At 65.2% G+C, this 16,773-nt stretch carries 14 protein-coding genes and 1 pseudogene; 11 read left to right on the top strand and 4 right to left on the bottom strand.

Annotated elements, in window-relative coordinates; translation table 11 throughout:
• Positions 1-25 precede the first annotated feature (25 nt).
• The 4 genes and pseudogenes from IDM28_RS02235 to IDM28_RS24115 all read left to right on the top strand — a co-directional run bounded on the left by IDM28_RS02235 (position 26) and on the right by IDM28_RS24115 (position 4,746).
• On the top strand, positions 26-2,224 hold the full coding sequence (locus tag IDM28_RS02235; protein ID WP_150571470.1) for a heavy metal translocating P-type ATPase: 2,199 nt from the start codon (positions 26-28) through the stop codon (positions 2,222-2,224).
• Positions 2,221-2,625, top strand: coding sequence for a Cu(I)-responsive transcriptional regulator (gene cueR, locus IDM28_RS02230; RefSeq protein ID WP_101316150.1), 405 nt, complete (start codon positions 2,221-2,223; stop codon positions 2,623-2,625). Before IDM28_RS02235 ends, cueR begins: the two co-directional genes overlap by 4 nt.
• A 177-nt stretch (positions 2,626-2,802) precedes the next feature.
• Positions 2,803-3,888: pseudogene (locus tag IDM28_RS24120) on the top strand (cache domain-containing protein); the annotation flags it as partial.
• Positions 3,889-3,978: 90 nt separating this feature from the next.
• Complete coding sequence (locus IDM28_RS24115) at positions 3,979-4,746, top strand: methyl-accepting chemotaxis protein (protein ID WP_371411600.1); 768 nt, start codon at positions 3,979-3,981, stop codon at positions 4,744-4,746.
• Positions 4,747-4,781: 35 nt separating this feature from the next.
• On the opposite strand, the gene IDM28_RS02220 is transcribed toward IDM28_RS24115, so the two are convergent.
• On the bottom strand, positions 4,782-5,573 hold the full coding sequence (locus tag IDM28_RS02220; RefSeq protein WP_101316146.1) for an AraC family transcriptional regulator: 792 nt from the start codon (positions 5,571-5,573) through the stop codon (positions 4,782-4,784).
• Positions 5,574-5,637: 64 nt separating this feature from the next.
• Positions 5,638-6,915: an acetyl-CoA C-acetyltransferase gene (locus tag IDM28_RS02215; protein WP_188035270.1), complete on the bottom strand. Its 1,278-nt coding sequence runs from the start codon at positions 6,913-6,915 to the stop codon at positions 5,638-5,640.
• Positions 6,916-7,032: 117 nt separating this feature from the next.
• On the opposite strand from IDM28_RS02215, the gene IDM28_RS02210 reads away from it, so the two are divergent.
• The 7 genes from IDM28_RS02210 to IDM28_RS02180 all read left to right on the top strand — a co-directional run bounded on the left by IDM28_RS02210 (position 7,033) and on the right by IDM28_RS02180 (position 13,683).
• A complete protein-coding gene (locus tag IDM28_RS02210; protein WP_101316142.1) occupies positions 7,033-8,385 on the top strand; it encodes a 3-oxoacyl-ACP reductase in 1,353 nt (450 codons plus the stop codon).
• A 2-nt stretch (positions 8,386-8,387) separates the two neighbouring features.
• Positions 8,388-9,251, top strand: a complete 864-nt coding sequence (locus tag IDM28_RS02205) for a MaoC family dehydratase (protein WP_188035269.1) — start codon at positions 8,388-8,390, stop codon at positions 9,249-9,251.
• Positions 9,252-9,311: 60 nt separating this feature from the next.
• Positions 9,312-9,617 (top strand): MazG-like family protein, encoded by a 306-nt coding sequence (locus tag IDM28_RS02200; RefSeq protein WP_101316140.1) that lies wholly within the window; start codon positions 9,312-9,314, stop codon positions 9,615-9,617.
• Positions 9,614-10,363 carry a methyltransferase domain-containing protein gene (locus IDM28_RS02195; protein ID WP_150571465.1) on the top strand — a complete coding sequence of 250 codons (750 nt, stop codon included), beginning with the start codon at positions 9,614-9,616 and terminating at the stop codon, positions 10,361-10,363. The genes IDM28_RS02200 and IDM28_RS02195 overlap by 4 nt, the downstream gene beginning before the upstream one ends.
• Positions 10,364-10,385: 22 nt before the next feature.
• Positions 10,386-11,018 carry a DUF4136 domain-containing protein gene (locus IDM28_RS02190; RefSeq protein ID WP_150571464.1) on the top strand — a complete coding sequence of 211 codons (633 nt, stop codon included), beginning with the start codon at positions 10,386-10,388 and terminating at the stop codon, positions 11,016-11,018.
• Between the two features lie 20 nt (positions 11,019-11,038).
• Positions 11,039-11,608: a DUF4136 domain-containing protein gene (locus IDM28_RS02185; RefSeq protein ID WP_181089664.1), complete on the top strand. Its 570-nt coding sequence runs from the start codon at positions 11,039-11,041 to the stop codon at positions 11,606-11,608.
• Positions 11,609-11,733: 125 nt separating this feature from the next.
• On the top strand, positions 11,734-13,683 hold the full coding sequence (locus tag IDM28_RS02180; protein ID WP_316936989.1) for a pilus assembly protein TadG-related protein: 1,950 nt from the start codon (positions 11,734-11,736) through the stop codon (positions 13,681-13,683).
• On the opposite strand, the gene IDM28_RS02175 is transcribed toward IDM28_RS02180, so the two are convergent.
• The gene (locus IDM28_RS02175; protein ID WP_188035268.1) at positions 13,668-16,304 is read right to left on the bottom strand and encodes a PAS domain-containing sensor histidine kinase; all 2,637 of its coding nucleotides are present in this window, start codon (positions 16,302-16,304) and stop codon (positions 13,668-13,670) included. The two genes, IDM28_RS02180 and IDM28_RS02175, sit on opposite strands and share 16 nt — an antisense overlap.
• Positions 16,301-16,744, bottom strand: coding sequence for a TadE/TadG family type IV pilus assembly protein (locus tag IDM28_RS02170; RefSeq protein ID WP_181089662.1), 444 nt, complete (start codon positions 16,742-16,744; stop codon positions 16,301-16,303). Before IDM28_RS02170 ends, IDM28_RS02175 begins: the two co-directional genes overlap by 4 nt.
• Between the last annotated feature and the right edge of the window lie 29 nt (positions 16,745-16,773).

Below are 16,773 nucleotides of genomic sequence, written 5' to 3'. Positions count from 1 at the left end.
GCAGGCCTGTCCAAGGAGGCCAGCCATGTCTGCATCCACTGTTTTTGACCTGCCCATCAGCGGCATGACCTGCGCCAGCTGCGCCGGGCGTGTCGAGCGCGCCCTGCGCAAGGTGCCCGGCGCGGCGCAGGTGAGCGTCAACCTGGCAACCGAGACCGCCCGTGTCGAAGCTCCAGCGCAAACCCTGCCTGCGTTGGTCGAGGCTGTACGTCAGGCCGGCTACGAAGCATCCATGCCGGATGCCGCTGCGCCCGACCCTGATGATGCCCAGCGCCATTTGCGCAATGAGCGCCTGGCCGTGGCCGCTGCGGTGCTGCTGGCGCTGCCACTGGTGTTGCCGATGCTCCTGCAGCCGTTCGGCGTGCACTGGATGCTGCCGGCCTGGGCGCAGTTTGCCTTGGCTACGCCGGTGCAGTTCATTCTCGGCGCACGTTTTTACAGAGCAGCCTGGAAAGCCGTGCGCGCAGCCGCCGGCAACATGGACCTGCTGGTTGCGCTCGGCACCAGTGCCGGTTACGGCCTGAGCCTGTATCAATGGGCCAATGCTCCGCTAGGGGTAGAGCCGCACCTGTACTTCGAGGCCTCGGCAGTGGTCATCGCCCTGGTGCTGCTCGGCAAATACCTCGAAAGCCGCGCCAAACGCCAGACCGCCAGCGCCATCCGCGCCCTCGAGGCGCTGCGCCCGGAGCGCGCCCTGCGCGTGCTCGATGGGCGTGAGGAGGATGTGCCGATCAGCCAACTGCGCCTGCACGATCTGGTCCGAGTCAAACCCGGCGAGCGCTTCCCGGTCGACGGCGAAGTCATCGAAGGCAGCAGCCACGCCGACGAGGCGCTGATCAGCGGCGAGAGCCTGCCGGTACCCAAGCACCCCGGTGACCCGGTCACCGGCGGCGCCATCAATGGCGAAGGCCAACTGCTGGTACGCACCCTGGCACTAGGCACCGAAACGGTACTCGCGAGGATCATTCGCCTGGTCGAGGATGCCCAGGCGGCCAAGGCGCCGATTCAGAAACTGGTCGACCGGGTCAGCCAGGTGTTCGTCCCGGCGGTGCTGGTGATCGCTCTGATTACCCTGCTCGGCTGGTGGTGGTATGGCGCACCGCTGGAAACCGCCTTGATCAACGCCGTCGCCGTACTGGTAATTGCCTGCCCATGTGCGCTTGGCCTGGCGACGCCTGCAGCGATCATGGCCGGCACTGGCGTGGCCGCCCGCCACGGCATTCTGATCAAGGATGCCGAGGCGCTGGAGCGCGCCCACGCCGTCAACCGCGTGGTGTTCGACAAGACCGGTACGCTGACCTCAGGCAGCCCGCGCATTGTCCACAGCCTGGCCGCCGTTGCCGATGAAGCGCACTTGTTGCGTCTGGCCGGGGCACTGCAACAGGGCAGTGAGCACCCGCTGGCCAAAGCGGTGCTCGGCGCCTGCAGCGAACATGGCCTGGACGTGCCGCCCGTCAGCGACAGCCAGTCACTGACCGGGCGCGGCATCGCCGGCGTGGTCGAGCAACGCCAGTTGGCCCTCGGCAACCGGCGTTTGCTCGAAGACAGCCAGCTGCAACCCGGCGAGCTTGCAGGCAAAGCACAGACCTGGGAAGCCGAAGGCCGCACCCTGTCGTGGCTGATCGAACAGGCACCGCAGCCGCAGGTGCTCGGCCTGCTGGCCTTTGGTGACAGCCTCAAGCCCGGTGCCGCAGAGGCCGTGCGCAGTCTGCGCGCGCGAGGCGTCAGCAGCCACCTGCTGACCGGCGACAACCGCGGCAGTGCCAAGGTGGTCGCCGACGCGCTGGGCATCGAGGATGTCTACGCCGAAGTACTGCCGGCCGACAAAGCCGCTACCGTGACCGTGCTCAAACGCGACGGCGTGGTGGCTATGGTCGGTGACGGTATCAATGACGCCCCGGCCCTGGCCGCCGCCGACATCGGTATCGCCATGGGCGGTGGCACCGATGTCGCCATGCAGGCCGCCGGCATTACCCTGATGCGCGGTGACCCGCGGCTGGTGCCGGCAGCCCTGGAAATCAGCCGCAAGACCTACGCCAAGATCCGCCAGAACCTGTTCTGGGCCTTCATCTACAACCTGGTCGGCATCCCGTTGGCCGCGTTTGGCCTGCTCAACCCGGTGCTGGCGGGCGCCGCCATGGCCCTGTCGAGCGTCAGCGTGGTGAGCAATGCGCTGTGGCTGAAAACCTGGAAACCCGACAACGACCAGCAGGAGGCACCATGAATATCGGCCAGGCTGCCCGCCTCAGCGGGCTGAGCAGCAAGATGATCCGTTATTACGAGTCGATCGGCCTGCTTAAACCGGCGCAACGCAGCGACAGCGGCTATCGCCTCTACCAACAGCAGGACCTGCACAGCCTGGCCTTCATCAAGCGCTCACGCGATCTTGGCTTTTCTCTGGAGGAAGTCGCCAGGCTGCTGACTCTGTGGCAAGACCGTGAACGCGCCAGCGCCGATGTCAAAGCCCTGGCCAACGAGCACATCGCTGCGCTGAACACGCGCATCGAAGAGCTGGTCAGCCTGCGTGACACTCTTAGCCAGCTGGTTGCCGATTGCCACGGCGATGACCGCCCCGACTGCCCGATCCTCAAGGATCTGGCCAGCGGCAAAGCCTGCTGTAGCTAAAACCACACTGCCCTGCCCAGTTTGGTATGCCGTATTAGCCCAATCACGACCGAATCGTCGCCAAACGCGACGTCGGCCAATAAATACAGGGATTTGACCTCTATAAATCGCCCACGCTGCCGATGCCCTGAAGTGCCTGTTTCATGCGTCGATAAAAAAAATACTCCGGGAGCGTGGATGAACATCAAACAAAAACTGACTTGGGCGTTTGCCGTGATTGCCGGCTTGCCCATCGTCCTCGTGGCTACCCTGGTAGTGGTCAACCTGCGCGGCGAGGCCCGCGATGATTTTCTCGACAACAGCAGCCGAGAGATTCGCCAGGTCAGCAATGCGATGAACATCTTCTTCCAGGGCATCGACCAGAACGTCAACTACATGGCCGCGCAGCCAATGGTTGCCGCCACCGGTAGCGAGCTGAACAAGTACACCAGCGCCAACCCGTCTTACACCCTGGGCGAGCAAGACGCCAAGGTGCTCGACTTCTTCACCCGCCTGGCCGACGCCCACCCGGCTTACGCCTACCTGTCCTACGGGGTCGCCGACGGCGGCTACGTCGGCTGGCCGGCCGGGCAGAAGTTCGTCAATTACGATCCGCGCCAGCGCCCTTGGTACCAACTGGCCATGGCCAACCCCGGCAAGACCATCCGCACCGGCGCCTATTACTGGGCCGCCGATGATGCCGTGCTGGTCAGCACCGTGCGCACGGTAACCAACCAGCTGGGCAGCCCCGGCGGCGTGGTCAACATCGACGTCTCGCTGAACGGCCTCACCGAAATCGTCAAGAAGATCAAGCTAGGCGAAAGCGGCTACCTGATCCTCATGGAAAACAACGGCAACGTGATGGTCGACCCACGCGACGCCAGCCACAACTTCAAGCAACTGAGCAGCTTTGGCGGCGGTTACGCCGAGCTGGCCAAGGCCGGCAAGGGCCTGGTGCAAGTCGAGATCAATGGCGAGCGCTACATGGCCAACATCTACCCGGATGAAACCCTCGGTTGGACCTTCATTGGCCTGATCCAGGAAGGCGAGGTGATGCAGACCACCACCCGCCTGACCTGGCTGATCGGCACTATTGCGCTGGTCCTGGCCGCGTTGTTCGCAATCGTCGGTGCCGCGTTCGCCAAGCTCATCGTGCGCCCGATCAACAGCGTCAGCAGCGGCCTGGAAGACATCGCCCAAGGCGAAGGCGACCTGACCCGCAGCCTGGAAGTCCGCGGCCGCGATGAAACCGCGCAACTGGCCGGCTGGTTCAACCAGTTCCTCGGCGCGATTCGCAGCCTGATCCAGCATATCGGCGCTGCCGCCGGCAAGATTCTCAGCACCTCCAGCAGCTCGACGCGCGTCTCCAACGACATGGCCGAAGCGGCCGGGCGTCAGCGCGAAGCAGTGGACATGGTGTCTACCGCCTTCCACGAAATGGTCGCCACCGCCAACGAAGTCGCCCGTTCCTGCAGCCAGGCGGCGCAGTCGGCCGACAGCGGCCAGCAGCAGGCGCGTGAAGGTCAGCAGCAGATCGATGCCGCGGTGCAGAGCGTTGATCGCCTGAGCCAGGAGATCGAGCAATCAGCGCAGTCGATCCAGCAACTGGAGCGTGACAGCAACGCGATCCAGTCGATTCTGGGCACCATCCGCTCGATTGCCGAGCAGACCAACCTGCTCGCCCTCAACGCCGCCATCGAAGCCGCCCGGGCCGGCGAGCAAGGCCGCGGCTTTGCTGTGGTAGCCGACGAAGTCCGCGCGCTGGCCAAGCGCACGGCAGACTCCACCGCCGAAATCGACGGCCTGCTCGGCAACCTCGCCAGTCGCACCGCTGAAGTTGCCCAGCAGATGCACGCCAGCCTGGATGTCTCGCAGCAGTCGGTCAGCCGGATTGGCCTGGCCCGCGACAGCTTTGGCCAGATCCGTGAGTCGGTCGACGTGATCCGCGACATGAACACGCAGATCGCCACCGCCGCCGAAGAGCAGCATCAGGTCGCGGAAGACATCAACCGGCACATCAGCCAGATCCACGGTGATGCGCAGTTGGTGGCAGAACTGGCCCAGGCCGCGCGGCAGGACTCGGAGAGCCTGGCTGGCCTTTCGAACGAGCTGGACAGCCTGGTCCGCCGCTTCCGTACCTGATCAGCCGGCCCGCGCCTGCTCTTGGCCAACCGCCGTCAGAGCAGGCGCAGCTCGCCTGGGGTCACGCCGAACATCTGCTTGAACGCGGCGATGTAAGCTGAGGTTGAGTCATAGCCACAGCCCAGCGCCGCTTCGGTGACACTCTCCCCGGCTTCCAGCAACGCCAGGGATGACAGCAGCCGCATGCGCTGACGCCAGACCCGAAAGCTCAGGCCGGTCTCGCGCTGCAACAGGCGCATCACGGTCTTCTCCGAACAGCCCAACTGCAGCGCCCAGTCTTGCAGGGTCTGCGTCTGATCCGGCGCGGCAATCAGCTGGTTGCACAAGCGCAGCAGGCCAGGATGACGCGGCAGCGGCAAACTGAAGCCGACTTCCGGCAGCCCGCGTAACTGATCGAGCAGCACCGCGACCAAGCGCGCCTCTGCGCTATCTTCCTCTGGATAATGCGCAGGCAGCAGGCAGAACTGCTTGATCAGCTCGCGCGCCAGGGGCGTGACTTCAAGTACCCGGCATTGCGCGCTGGCCCACGGGCAGGCATCGCGGCGCACATATAGGCTGCGCATCTCGGCTTGCATCGAGGTGGCGACATCGTGCTCGAGATCAGCCGGGATCCACACGCCCCACTGCGGCGGGGCGAAGTAGCTGCCGTCGCTGGTGTAGACGCTCAAGACTCCACTGATGGCGTAGGAAAACTGCACCCAGTCATGCCGATGGCGAGTGGTCCATGAGCCGGCGCCGAGGCTCTCGGCGCGGGCATAGACGGGGCGTGGCAGGCGCTCCAGCGTAGGGATGGGGCGCGGGGCGGTCAGTTGTCCGTTGCTCGGCATGGTGTCAATCTAGTTGTTCTGATCAGACAAGCCTAACAGGTTTGCCCGAGCAGCCAGCCCAGGCTCAACGCTCGACGATCATGGTCAAGCCCTGGCCGCCCGCCGCGCAGATCGAAATCAAACCGCGACCCTTGCCGGCCGTTGCCAGAAGCTTGGCCATGTTCGCCAGCACCCGACCGCCGGTTGCGGCAAACGGATGCCCCGCTGCCAGCGAACTGCCTTTGACGTTCAACTTGCTGCGGTCGATTGGCCCCAGCGCCGCGTCCAGCCCCAACCGCGTGCGGCAATACTCGTCATCTTCCCAGGCTTTGAGCGTGCACAGCACCTGGGCGGCAAACGCCTCGTGGATTTCGTAGTAGTCAAAGTCCTGCAAGCTCAGGCCATTGCGCGCCAGCAGACGCGGCACGGCATACACCGGCGCCATCAGCAGGCCTTCCTGACCTTTGACGAAGTCCACCGCCGCGCTCTCGCCATCGACCACATAGGCCAGCACCGACAGGCCTTGCTCGGCTGCCCATTGCTCGCTGCCCAGCAGCACCAGCGAGGCGCCGTCGGTCAACGGCGTCGAGTTGCCGGCAGTGAGGGTGCCGAGGCCGCTGCGATCGAACGCCGGCTTCAATTTGGCCAACTGCTGCTGGCTCAGCTCCGGGCGCAGGTTGTTGTCGCGGCTCAAACCCAGGTAGGGCGTGAGCAGGTCATCGTGCCAACCCTCGGCGTAAGCTGCAGCCAGCTTCTGGTGGCTGTGCAGGGCCAATTCGTCCTGGGCCTCGCGGCTGATCTGCCAGGTCTGCGCCATGCGCTCGCAATGCTCACCCATCGATAGCCCTGTACGCGGCTCGCCAATGCTCGGCAAGGCCGGTTTGAGGTCGGCCGGACGCAATTGCAGAAACGGTTTCAGGCGCTCGGCCAGGTTTTTGCCACGACCGGCCTGCAGGAGAATCCTCCGCAAGCCTTCACTGACCGCGATCGGCGCATCCGAGGTGGTGTCGACGCCACCGGCAATGCCACTGTCGATCTGCCCAAGGGCAATCTTGTTGGCCACCAGCAAAGCAGCCTCGAGGCCGGTACCACAGGCCTGCTGAATATCGTAGGCCGGGGTTTGCGCCGACAAGCGTGAGCCGAGCACACATTCGCGGGTCAGGTTCATGTCGCGTGAATGCTTGAGCACCGCCCCGGCGACCACTTCACCCAGGCGCAGCCCGTGCAGACGGTAGCGCTCAAGCAGGCCTTCGAGGGCAGCGGTTAGCATCGCCTGGTTGCTGGCCTTGGCGTAGGCGCCATTGGAGCGGGCGAACGGGATTCGATTGCCGCCCAGAATTGCGACCCGGCGAGATGAACGCATGCGGTTATTCCTCCTGAAACAATTTGATCCGTACAGACTAGGTGTTTTTAACCCGGTCGAACGACCGTTACATAAACTTGGTCCACACTTGCATGCTTGCCTTACGGGAGACCCGCAATGACTGACCGCTACCTCGGCTTCGCCAACTCCAACCTGGGCCGTCGCCTGGTCGACGCCCTCGGCCTGCCGCAACCAGCACCGCTGGAGCGCTGGCAGGCTGGCCGCCTGCGCCCGGTCGAGGGCGCGCTGGTGTTGGGCGGCGGGCCGCTGGCCAATCGGGTCGAAGCCATTGCCGCTCGGCTCACCGACGAACTCTACAGCTTTGCCGGCGATGGGCTGCAAGCGCAGCCTTGGGTAGCGGGCCTGGGGCCCAAGCTCAAGGCTGTGGTGTTCGACGCCAGCCATTTGTCCGACAGCGATCAGCTCTGCCAGTTGCGCGAGTTTTTCCAGCCGCTGCTGCGCAGCTTGGCGCCAAGTGCCCATGTCGTCATCCTTGGGCGCGCTCCGGAGAGCCTCGGCGATCCGCTGGCCAGCGTCGCCCAACGCGCGCTGGAAGGCTTCAGCCGCTCGCTGGGCAAAGAGCTGCGCAACGGCGCCACCGCGCAGTTGCTGTATGTCAGCGAAGAGGCCGACGAGCAGCTGGAAGGCGCATTACGCTTCTTCCTGTCGCCCAAGAGCGCCTTTATTTCTGGCCAGGTGTTGCGCCTCCAAGGCTGCGCCAGCCAGGTACAGGACTGGACCCGCCCGCTGGCCGGGCGTCGCGCCTTGGTCACCGGCGCTGCCCGTGGCATCGGCGCGGCCATTGCGCAAACCCTCGCTCGAGATGGCGCCGAGGTGACCCTGCTCGACGTGCCGCAGGCCCGCCAGGACCTCGAAGCACTCGCGGCACGCCTGGGTGGCCGCGCCCTGGCGCTGGATATCTGCGCCAGTGATGCCGCCGAGCAGCTGCTGGCAGGCTTGCCCGAAGGTATCGACATCGTCGTGCACAACGCTGGCATCACCCGCGACAAGACCCTGGCCAACATGACCCCGGATTACTGGGACGCAGTCATGGCAGTCAACCTCAAGGCGCCGCAGGTGCTGACCCAGGCGCTGCTGGACGCCGGCGCGCTCGGCGACAACGCGCGGATCATCCTGCTCGCGTCGGTCAGCGGCATCGCCGGCAACCGCGGCCAGTCCAACTACGCCGCCAGCAAGGCCGGCTTGATCGGTCTGGCCCAGGCCTGGGCGCCTATCCTGGCCAGCCGCGGCGCCAGCATCAATGCCGTAGCACCTGGGTTTATTGAAACGCACATGACCGCATCGATGCCGATGGGCCTGCGCGAGGCTGGCCGGCGTCTGAGTTCGCTGGGCCAGGGCGGGCGCCCGGAAGACGTTGCCGAAGCGGTTGCCTGGCTTAGCCAGCCCGGCTCCGGCGCAGTCACCGGCCAGGCCCTGCGGGTATGTGGCCAGGCCTTGATGGGAGCATGAGCATGACGCGCCAATGGCAAGACCTGCACAGCCCCGATTCCAGCGCCAGCCTGTACTTGCGGGCCTTGAGCAAACGCAAGATCAGCGGTGACCAGTTACCCACCAGCGGCTTGCGCTGCCAGTTGCGGGTGCAGCCTGACAATCTCGCGGCCTATCGCCGGCTGTGTCACTTCACCGACAACGGCCGCTTGCCGGCCACCTATCCGCATGTAATGGCCTTCACCCTGCAACTGCAACTGCTGACTGCGGCAGACTTCCCCTTCCCGTTGCTGGGGCTGGTTCACCTGCACAACAGCATTCAGGTACTGCGACCGCTCGGCGCCATCGACGGGCTGCACTTCGCGGTGTATGCCGACAACCTGCAGCCCCACCCCAAGGGCGGCACCTTCGAACTGATCACCGAAGCCGAAGACGGCCTCGGCCTGCTCTGGCGCGAAACCAGTCGCATGCTGGTGCGCGGCCTCAAGCTTGAAGCAGCGGCCAGTGAGCCGGTCGAGGCCGAGCTCGCCAGTGAGCTGGCCGAGGTCACCCGCTGGTACGCCGACAGCGATATCGGCCGGCGCTACGCCAAGGTCTGTGGCGACTACAACCCGATCCACCTGAGTGCGCCAACCGCCAAGCTGTTCGGCTTCCCCAAGGCGATCGCCCATGGCATGTGGAGCAAGGCCATGGCCATGGCTGCGCTGGCCGGGCACCTGCCGGCGGCCGGCTATGTGTTCGAAGTGGATTTTCTCAAACCGGTGCGCTTGCCGTCGGAGGTAGTGCTCAGCGCCAGTGCTGCCGGCGCGCAAGGCGAGCTGCGCCTGGATGGCCACGCTGACCTGCTGCACATGCTGGGCCGCTGGCAGCCGATTGCGCCGAACTGATCGGCAAACTTGCTTTACGTCGGGGCTGGCCGGAAGCTATGCGCCATTAGGAGAGCCCCGATGAATTTGCAAGAACTGACCACACGCCTGCACCAGATCCGCGACAACAACGACTGGCGCGGCTTTCACAGTCCGAAAAACCTGGCCATGGCCGCCAGCGTGGAAATGGCCGAGCTGGTAGAAATCTTCCAGTGGCTGACCGAAGACCAGTCGCGCCAGCTCGCCCCCGAGCAACTCGCCCATGCCGGCCAGGAGGTCGGCGACGTGGTCCTCTATCTGCTGTTGCTGTGCAGCGAGCTGGGCCTGGACATGGACCAGGTGGTGCGGGCCAAGCTGGCCGACAGCGAAAGGCGCTTCGCTCGATGAACGACCGTCATTTCGATCACCTGGCCACGCGCTTCGCAGAAAAAATCTACGGCGGTGCCAAAGGTGCCATCCGCTTGGCTGTGCTCCAAGCCGACCTCGCCGAAGCCTTGCCCGATCGCCCGCTGCGTATTCTCGACATCGGCGCCGGCCTTGGCCACATGGCGCTGTGGCTGGCCGAGCGCGGGCATCAGGTGACCCTCGCCGAGCCGGCGGCACCGATGCTCGATGGCGCCAGGGCCCGCTTTGCCGAAGCCGGGCAGACCGCGACTTTCATCCAGGCCCCCTGGCAAGATCTGCTTGGCCAGTTAACCGAGCCTTATGACCTGGTGCTGTGCCATGCCGTGCTCGAGTGGCTGGCCGAACCCGAGACCATTCTGCCGGTGCTGCATCAACTGACGGCGCCGGGTGGCTGGCTGTCGCTGGCATTCTACAACCGCGATGCATTGGTTTACCGCAACCTGCTCAAGGGCCATTTCCGCAAACTGCGCAGCAATCACCTGGCCGGCGAGAAGCAGAGCCTGACCCCGCAGAAACCACTTGATCCGCGCGAACTGCGCGCGCAACTTGAAGGCCTGTGGGCGGTCGAAACTGAAAGTGGCGTTCGCGTGTTCCACGACTACATGCCCAAGGACTTCCAGGACAAGGCCGAGCTGCTCGACCTGCTCGAGATGGAGCTGGCTCACCGCCGCCACCCAAGCTTCGCCGGCCTGGGCCGCTACCTGCATTGGGTCTGCCGCCCGCTCTGACTGCACCGCGCCAGGAGGAACCATGCTCAACCGTCTTGTCTGCCTGGCCCTGCTGCCCTTCGCCCTGGCCGCATGCCAAGGCAGTAACCCGTATGTGGCCAGCGGCAAGCCGATCCCGCCCGCCCCGGCCAGTGCCGCGACCACCTTTGATCGCAGCGCCTACCCAAGCGCGCCACGCGACTACGGCCGCTACCGCAGCTGGGGCTGGCGCAATGGTCAGTTGCCCAGCGGCACAGCCAACGCCGACCCCGCGCAACTGGCCGATGCCGTCAGCGGCGCGCTCGATCAGCACGGGCTGCGCCCGGCGCACAATGGCCAGGCGGATCTGTTGGTCAGCGCCGACCTGCGCCTGGAGCGACGCCTGCGCCAGGTCCGCGATTACGACTACGATCCTTACTACGGTGGCGCACCGTATGGCGGCATCGGTTATGGCGGCTACCGCAACGGCTACGGCGCGTACGGCAGCGTGCCGATCGTGCGCACCTACCAGGTTGAGGTGATGGTGGTGCACATCGCCTTTTTCGATGCCCGTGATGGTCAGCCGGTGTGGAGCGCCAGCGCCGAAAGCGGCGCCGACAACGACTCACCACGCGACCGCGAGAGCGCCCTGCGCGAATCCGTGCACAAGGCACTCAACGGCTATCCTCCCAGTTAATGCTTAACGGAGAAACCACCATGCTGCGCAGTCTCGTTGTGTTGTCCCTGGCGTTGCTGCTCGGCGCCTGTTCGAGCAATAACGTCCAGCAGGATTTCGACGCCGGTCGCGATTTTGCCGGCTATCGCACCTGGGCCTGGCAGGAGCCGGCCTTGCAATACCGTCCGGACGATCCACGGATCAAGAGCGACCTCACTGAACAGCGGATTCGCCAGGCGGTCGAGCAGCAGCTCGATCAACGCGGCTTGCGCCTGGCCCAGGGTAACGCTCGCGCAGACCTCAAACTGCGCGCCTACCTGATCGTCGAGCAGCGCCAGCAGCAGATCACCACCAACTATGGCGGCGGCTGGGGCGGTTACTGGGGTGGCTATTGGGGCGGGCCGATGTACAACGAAACGCGCAACGTCGACTACAAGGTCGCGACCATTCAGGTCGACATGTTCGACGGCCGCGATGACAAGCTGGTCTGGCGCGGCAGCGCCGAGCAGATCATGAACCGCTACCCGCCAAGCCCGGAAGAGCGTAACCAGGCTATTCAGAAGACCGTCGACCAGGTCCTCAGCCAGTATCCACCAGGCCGCGCCAAATAGCCCTGAGCGCCACAGGTTCGCCTGTGGCGCATCCGCGCTGCCATCAAGGCAACTCGCCATCACTTTGACTACACTCCTGACACCGCCGCCACGCTGCATGGCTGAAGGTCGGCAAAGGAGTGCCTGTGGGTACGCGTTCTGCCCTGCGCCAACGCGGCGCAATCGGCCTGATGGCGGCGATGACGCTCGGCCTGGCGTTGCTGTTTCTGTTGTTGGTAGTCGACAGCGGCAGACTCTATCTTGAGCAACGCAAGTTGCAGCGGATTGCCGACATGGCGGCGCTGGAAGCCGCCGGCCAATCCGCCGTATGCACGGGCAGCGGCCCACAAGCCAGCGCCATTGCCCGCGCTGCGGCGACCCGCAACGGCCACTTGCCGGAGGATCCGCTGCAGGCGCTTTGTGGCTACCTGCAGACCGGCGCCAACAGCGTGCGCGCCTTTACCAGCAACAATGCCCGTGCCGAAGTGATCAAGGTTGATGTCAGCCATACGGTCACTACCAGCATTGCCGGCGGCGTGTTCGCGCTGGTGCGCAACGGCCAGCTGCCAGCCACCTCGACCTTGCGCGCCAGCGCCGTGGCGGCCAAGCCCCTCCCCGCCCAGGCCATGCTGCGCATTCGCACTACCCTGGTTAACCTGGATTCGCGTCAGTCGAGCTTGCTCAACGGCCTGTTGAGTGCGCTTGGCAGTACTGCACAACTCAGCCTCGCCGGCTGGCAGGGTATCGCCGACACAGACATCAACCTGCTCAAATACCTCGATCAGTTGGCCATCGACCTCAAGGTCAAGGCCGGCGACTACCAGCAACTGCTCAACGCCGACGCCACCCTGAGTCAGTTACTCAACGCCGCCGCCAAGGTCTTGCAGCAAGGCGGCGCTGCAGTGGATGTAGTGACCAATCTGGGCAATCTGGCGGCCGGCAGCGCCAACGGTACCCTGCTCAATCTGGGCGAACTGCTGAACATTCAGAACGGCACCGCCCAAGCCGGCCTGGATGCGAACATCCAGCTGCTGCAAATGGTGCAGGGGGTGATCCAGCTGGCCGCCAGGGACAGCGCGGTAACCGCCGATCTGCCGCTCAGCGTACTGGGGCTGCTCAACGGCCGCGTGCGCATCAAGGTGATCGAGCCGCAGCAGATCTCGGCAATCGGAGACCCGAGCAAGGATCAACTGGCTGTTCACACTGCGCAGATCCGGGCCCTGATCTCCCTTGACCTGCCGCTGCTGGGTGGCATCGCCGGGCTGCTCAATGCAGTGCTCGACCTGGCCGCGCCGTTGACCAATATCCTCAACAATCTGCTCAGCCTCAATCTGTCCGGCACGCTGCAATCGGTAGGCTGCGCGCTCGGGATACCGTGCAAGGTCAGCGACATCAAACTGCTCGAAGACAAGCTGCACATCGACATCGGCCTGGAAGTGGCCGAGGCCAGCGCGATGCTCACGCCCACTGCGGCGGATGCGTTCAGTTGCTCACCCAAGAGCCTGAAAACAGCGTCGCGCAAATCAGCGGTAAAAATCGCGGTTGGCAAATTCGATACCCCTGAGACTTTCTTCACCCAAGGCACCACAGCAGTCAAGGCGCTGCCGCTGATCGACATCGGTACCAACTATTGCAGCCGCCTGCTGATCCTGCCGCCCTCGTGCGGCACCCGGGTGCCGTATGCCGGTGGCGGCATCGGTGTGCGGGTCAACAGCAAGGTCCTCGGCAGCGGCCCGCTGGACCTGCCGTTGTTGTTCAAAGCCAGCAGCGAACCGCCGAACATCGGCCTGGCGCCGGCGTATCTGCCGTTGGCGGACACCCTGGTGGTCGCCAGCCTCAGCGACACCCTCATGGGGATTCATCTGGAGGCCTACAAGCCCACCAGCAACAGCGCCCTGGGCGACATTCTGGTGCTGACCGCCGGCCTGCTCGACGGCGTCAAGCTGCTGCTGGAGCCGGTGATCAAAAGCCTGCTCAGCCCCCTCCTCGATCCATTGGTCAACGCCCTGCTGAAGGTACTCGGGATCGACCTCAACAACGCGGCCGTGGGCGCCAACCTGACCTGCTCCGGGGGCCGCGCTCAGCTGATGCTGTGACATGGCAGGCGAATACAGAAACAGGCACCGTCGCCCTGATTGCTCACCTGCACTCTGCCGCCCATGGCGCTGACGATGCCATGACTGACCGACAGGCCAAGGCCGGTACCGACGCCGGCAGGCTTGGTGGTGAAGAACGGTTCGAAGATGCGCTCATGCAGCTGGGGATCGATGCCGCCGCCGTTATCCTGCACCCACAGCACTACGCTGCCCGGCTCAAGGCTCTGGTGCAGGCTGATCGCCGCGTCGCGCCGCCCCAGCCCGAGCAATGCATCGCGGGCGTTGACCAGCAGGTTGATCACCACCTGTTCGAGCTGATCCTGATGGCCAAGCACTTGCGGCTGTTCATCTGGCACGCTGACCTGCACGCTCACGCCTTTGCCGCGCAGGCCTTCATCGAGCAACGCCACCGCAGCAGTCACTGCGGTCCAGGCCGGGAACCACTCGCGCTCTACCTCCGAGCGCCGGCCGAACACGCGCATATGGTCAACCAGCCGCGCCACGCGATCGGTCTGCGCCTCGATTCGGCGCAGCTTCTCCAACAGGTAGTCGGTTTCGGCCAGGCCGCTTTCCACTCGCTTGATGGTGTTGACGGTGGCCATCCGGATGACATTCAGCGGCTGATTGATCTCGTGCAGCAGGCCGGTCGCCAGTTCACCCAAGGTCGCCATCTTGGCCCCTTGCAGCAGTTGCTGCTGGCTGCGCCGCACTTCGGTGTTGTCGCGCCCGACGGCCTGGATTTCCAGCAGTTGGCCGTGCTCGTCGAACAGGCCGCGGTCGGCCCAGATCCACCAGGCGTGCTCGCGGCCGGGCAGCTGCAGACAGATTTCGCTGCTGCTCAGCGGCTGCTCCGGGGTCAGCTGCCGCAGCCGCTCGACAAACGCTGCGCGCTGCGCCGGCGACAACCACTGCCCCAGATCCATCCCTACCAGTTGCTCCGGCGTGCATTGCAGGTAGTCGGCCAATGGCCGGTTGCCGAACATCAGGCTCAGGTCAGGTCGATAGCGGCAGATCATCGCAGGCGAGTCTTCTACCAGCACCCGATAGCGCTCTTCGCTCTGGCGCACGCGCTCAGCCGCTTCGGTGGCCTCGCTGACATCCAGCCACAGGCCGACCACTTCCAGCGGCTGGCCGAGGTCATCACGCAGCAAGCGCGCTTCATCAAGAATCCAGTGATAACCGCCGCGGCTGTCGCGCAGGCGCACGCGGCAGCGGGCCTGGCCCTCGCGCAGCAGGTCGCGGGTGCGTTGCAGCCACAGCGCATGATCATCCGGGTGCACGGCCAGGCCAGGCTGGCGCGCCTGCTCGCTGTCGGCCGCCCAGCCAAGCATGGGCTGCAAGCTGGCGCTGAAGAATTCGCTGTGCAGCGCGCCGTCGCTGCAGCGCTGCACATAGATCACTGCCGGCGAGCTGGCGATCAGGTTTTCCAGCCGGGCCCGCGCGGCGCTGGTTTGCAGCTCCTGGGCCTTGAGCGCACTGACGTCGAGGATGAAGCCGCGCAACTGGCGGCCCTGCAGTTGCCCTGCCCAATGCAACCAACGCGGTGCGTCAGTGCCCGGCAGGCGCAGGCTCACACTCAGCTCGCGGCCCGCCCAGGCTTGCTCAAGCGCCAACTGCAGCGGTTCGCGGTCGGCCGGATGCAGCCGCGCCAACCATTGCTCCAGGCTTACTTGCGCAGGCAGCTCAAGGCTGGCGGCAAGGCATGGGTCGAGCTGCAGCGGGCCATTCAGCGACCACTCCCACCAACCCGCGCCCAACTGCTGCTGCAGCTGCTGCAGATGCCGCGCCTGATGCACGCTGCGGGCGTGGTGCAGGTGGCCCAGCAGCGGTTGCAGCAGCGCCTGCATCAGGGCCTGTGCTGGCTCGCCGTGCAGCGGCGTGGCGACACCGGCGCACAGCAGCCAGGCTTGCACCTGCGGCCCTTGCCGATAAGGCAGCAGGCATAGGCCGGGGTCGGCACACAGCGCCTGCAACTCGGCAGACGCAGGGCCATCGAGCAAGCCCTGCGCGGGCAACTGCGCCAACCACGGCTGCAAACGGCTGGGGTCAGGCCAGGGCCAGGTTGCGTCACTGCGGGCGTAGCTGCGCCACCGTTGATCGTCGCAGAGTAACAACTGCAGCGAGGCCGCTTGCCAGTGCTCGGCCAGGCGCTGCAGTTGTTCGCTGACGGTTTGCTGCAGATGCGCTTCACTGCAGTCGCGCAGGGCACGGCTGATATCGGCTGCAAGCTGCTGCTCGACCTGTTGCTGCTGCGTGCTGGCGTGTTCGTGCAGCAGGTCACCGATATCGAACAGCTGCAGCATCCAGCCCTCGCTCTGGCGCAGCAGCCAGCCGCGGGTGTGCAATGGCTGGCCAAGCACGCCATGAAAATCCAGGTCCAGTGGCTGCCCTTGCCAATCGGCCGGCGCCCCTTCGATCACCAGCCAACTGCGCCGCTGCAGGTAATCGTGCAGTCGCCCGGCGCCCGGCTTGGGCAAAGCGAGCACGCTGCGCAGCGGGCCGCCCAGGCGCAATACCCGCGCTTGATCGTCCAGCCAGACCTGCAGGCCGATCGGCAGCGGTGGGTGATAGTCTGCGGCCGGCTCGGCCGCCGTGCGCCAACGATCGAACAGGCCGCTCATAATTGCAGGCTCGCTTCGGCCTTGAGCCGCGCCGGCAGGCGTGGCACCTCGCCGATCAAGGGCAAGCGCAGCACCGGCACCAACGCGGTGAGGCGCTCACGGGGATAGTCGATGGTCACCGTCAGCAGCTTGTTCGCCGCCAGGCTGACCTGGGCATCGGTGGCCGAGCGAAAGCCCAGCGCCGCCGGCATCCACGCCAGTTGCTGGTCGATAGCCTGACGCGCAACGTTTTGCACATCAGTGGCATACGAGGCACTGGTGGGGTCGAGGGCCACACAGCGGCGTACCGCCTCGCTGCTGGCCTGATTGAACGATTGCAGCATGAGCATCGGTAGCGCATAGCTGACCAGCCCGTAGAACACTGCAAAAAACACCATGAATACAGCGACAAATTCGATGGCTGCTGCGCCTTTTTGCCGTCCCGCCGGGCCTGCTTGCATGTTCGCGTCTACCCTGACTATGAAACCTG

It is taken from the genome of Pseudomonas sp. EZ-C24 (assembly GCF_014525325.1).
GTDB lineage: Bacteria > Pseudomonadota > Gammaproteobacteria > Pseudomonadales > Pseudomonadaceae > Aquipseudomonas > Aquipseudomonas shirazensis.
This window is presented reverse-complemented; position numbering and strand designations above follow the sequence as displayed.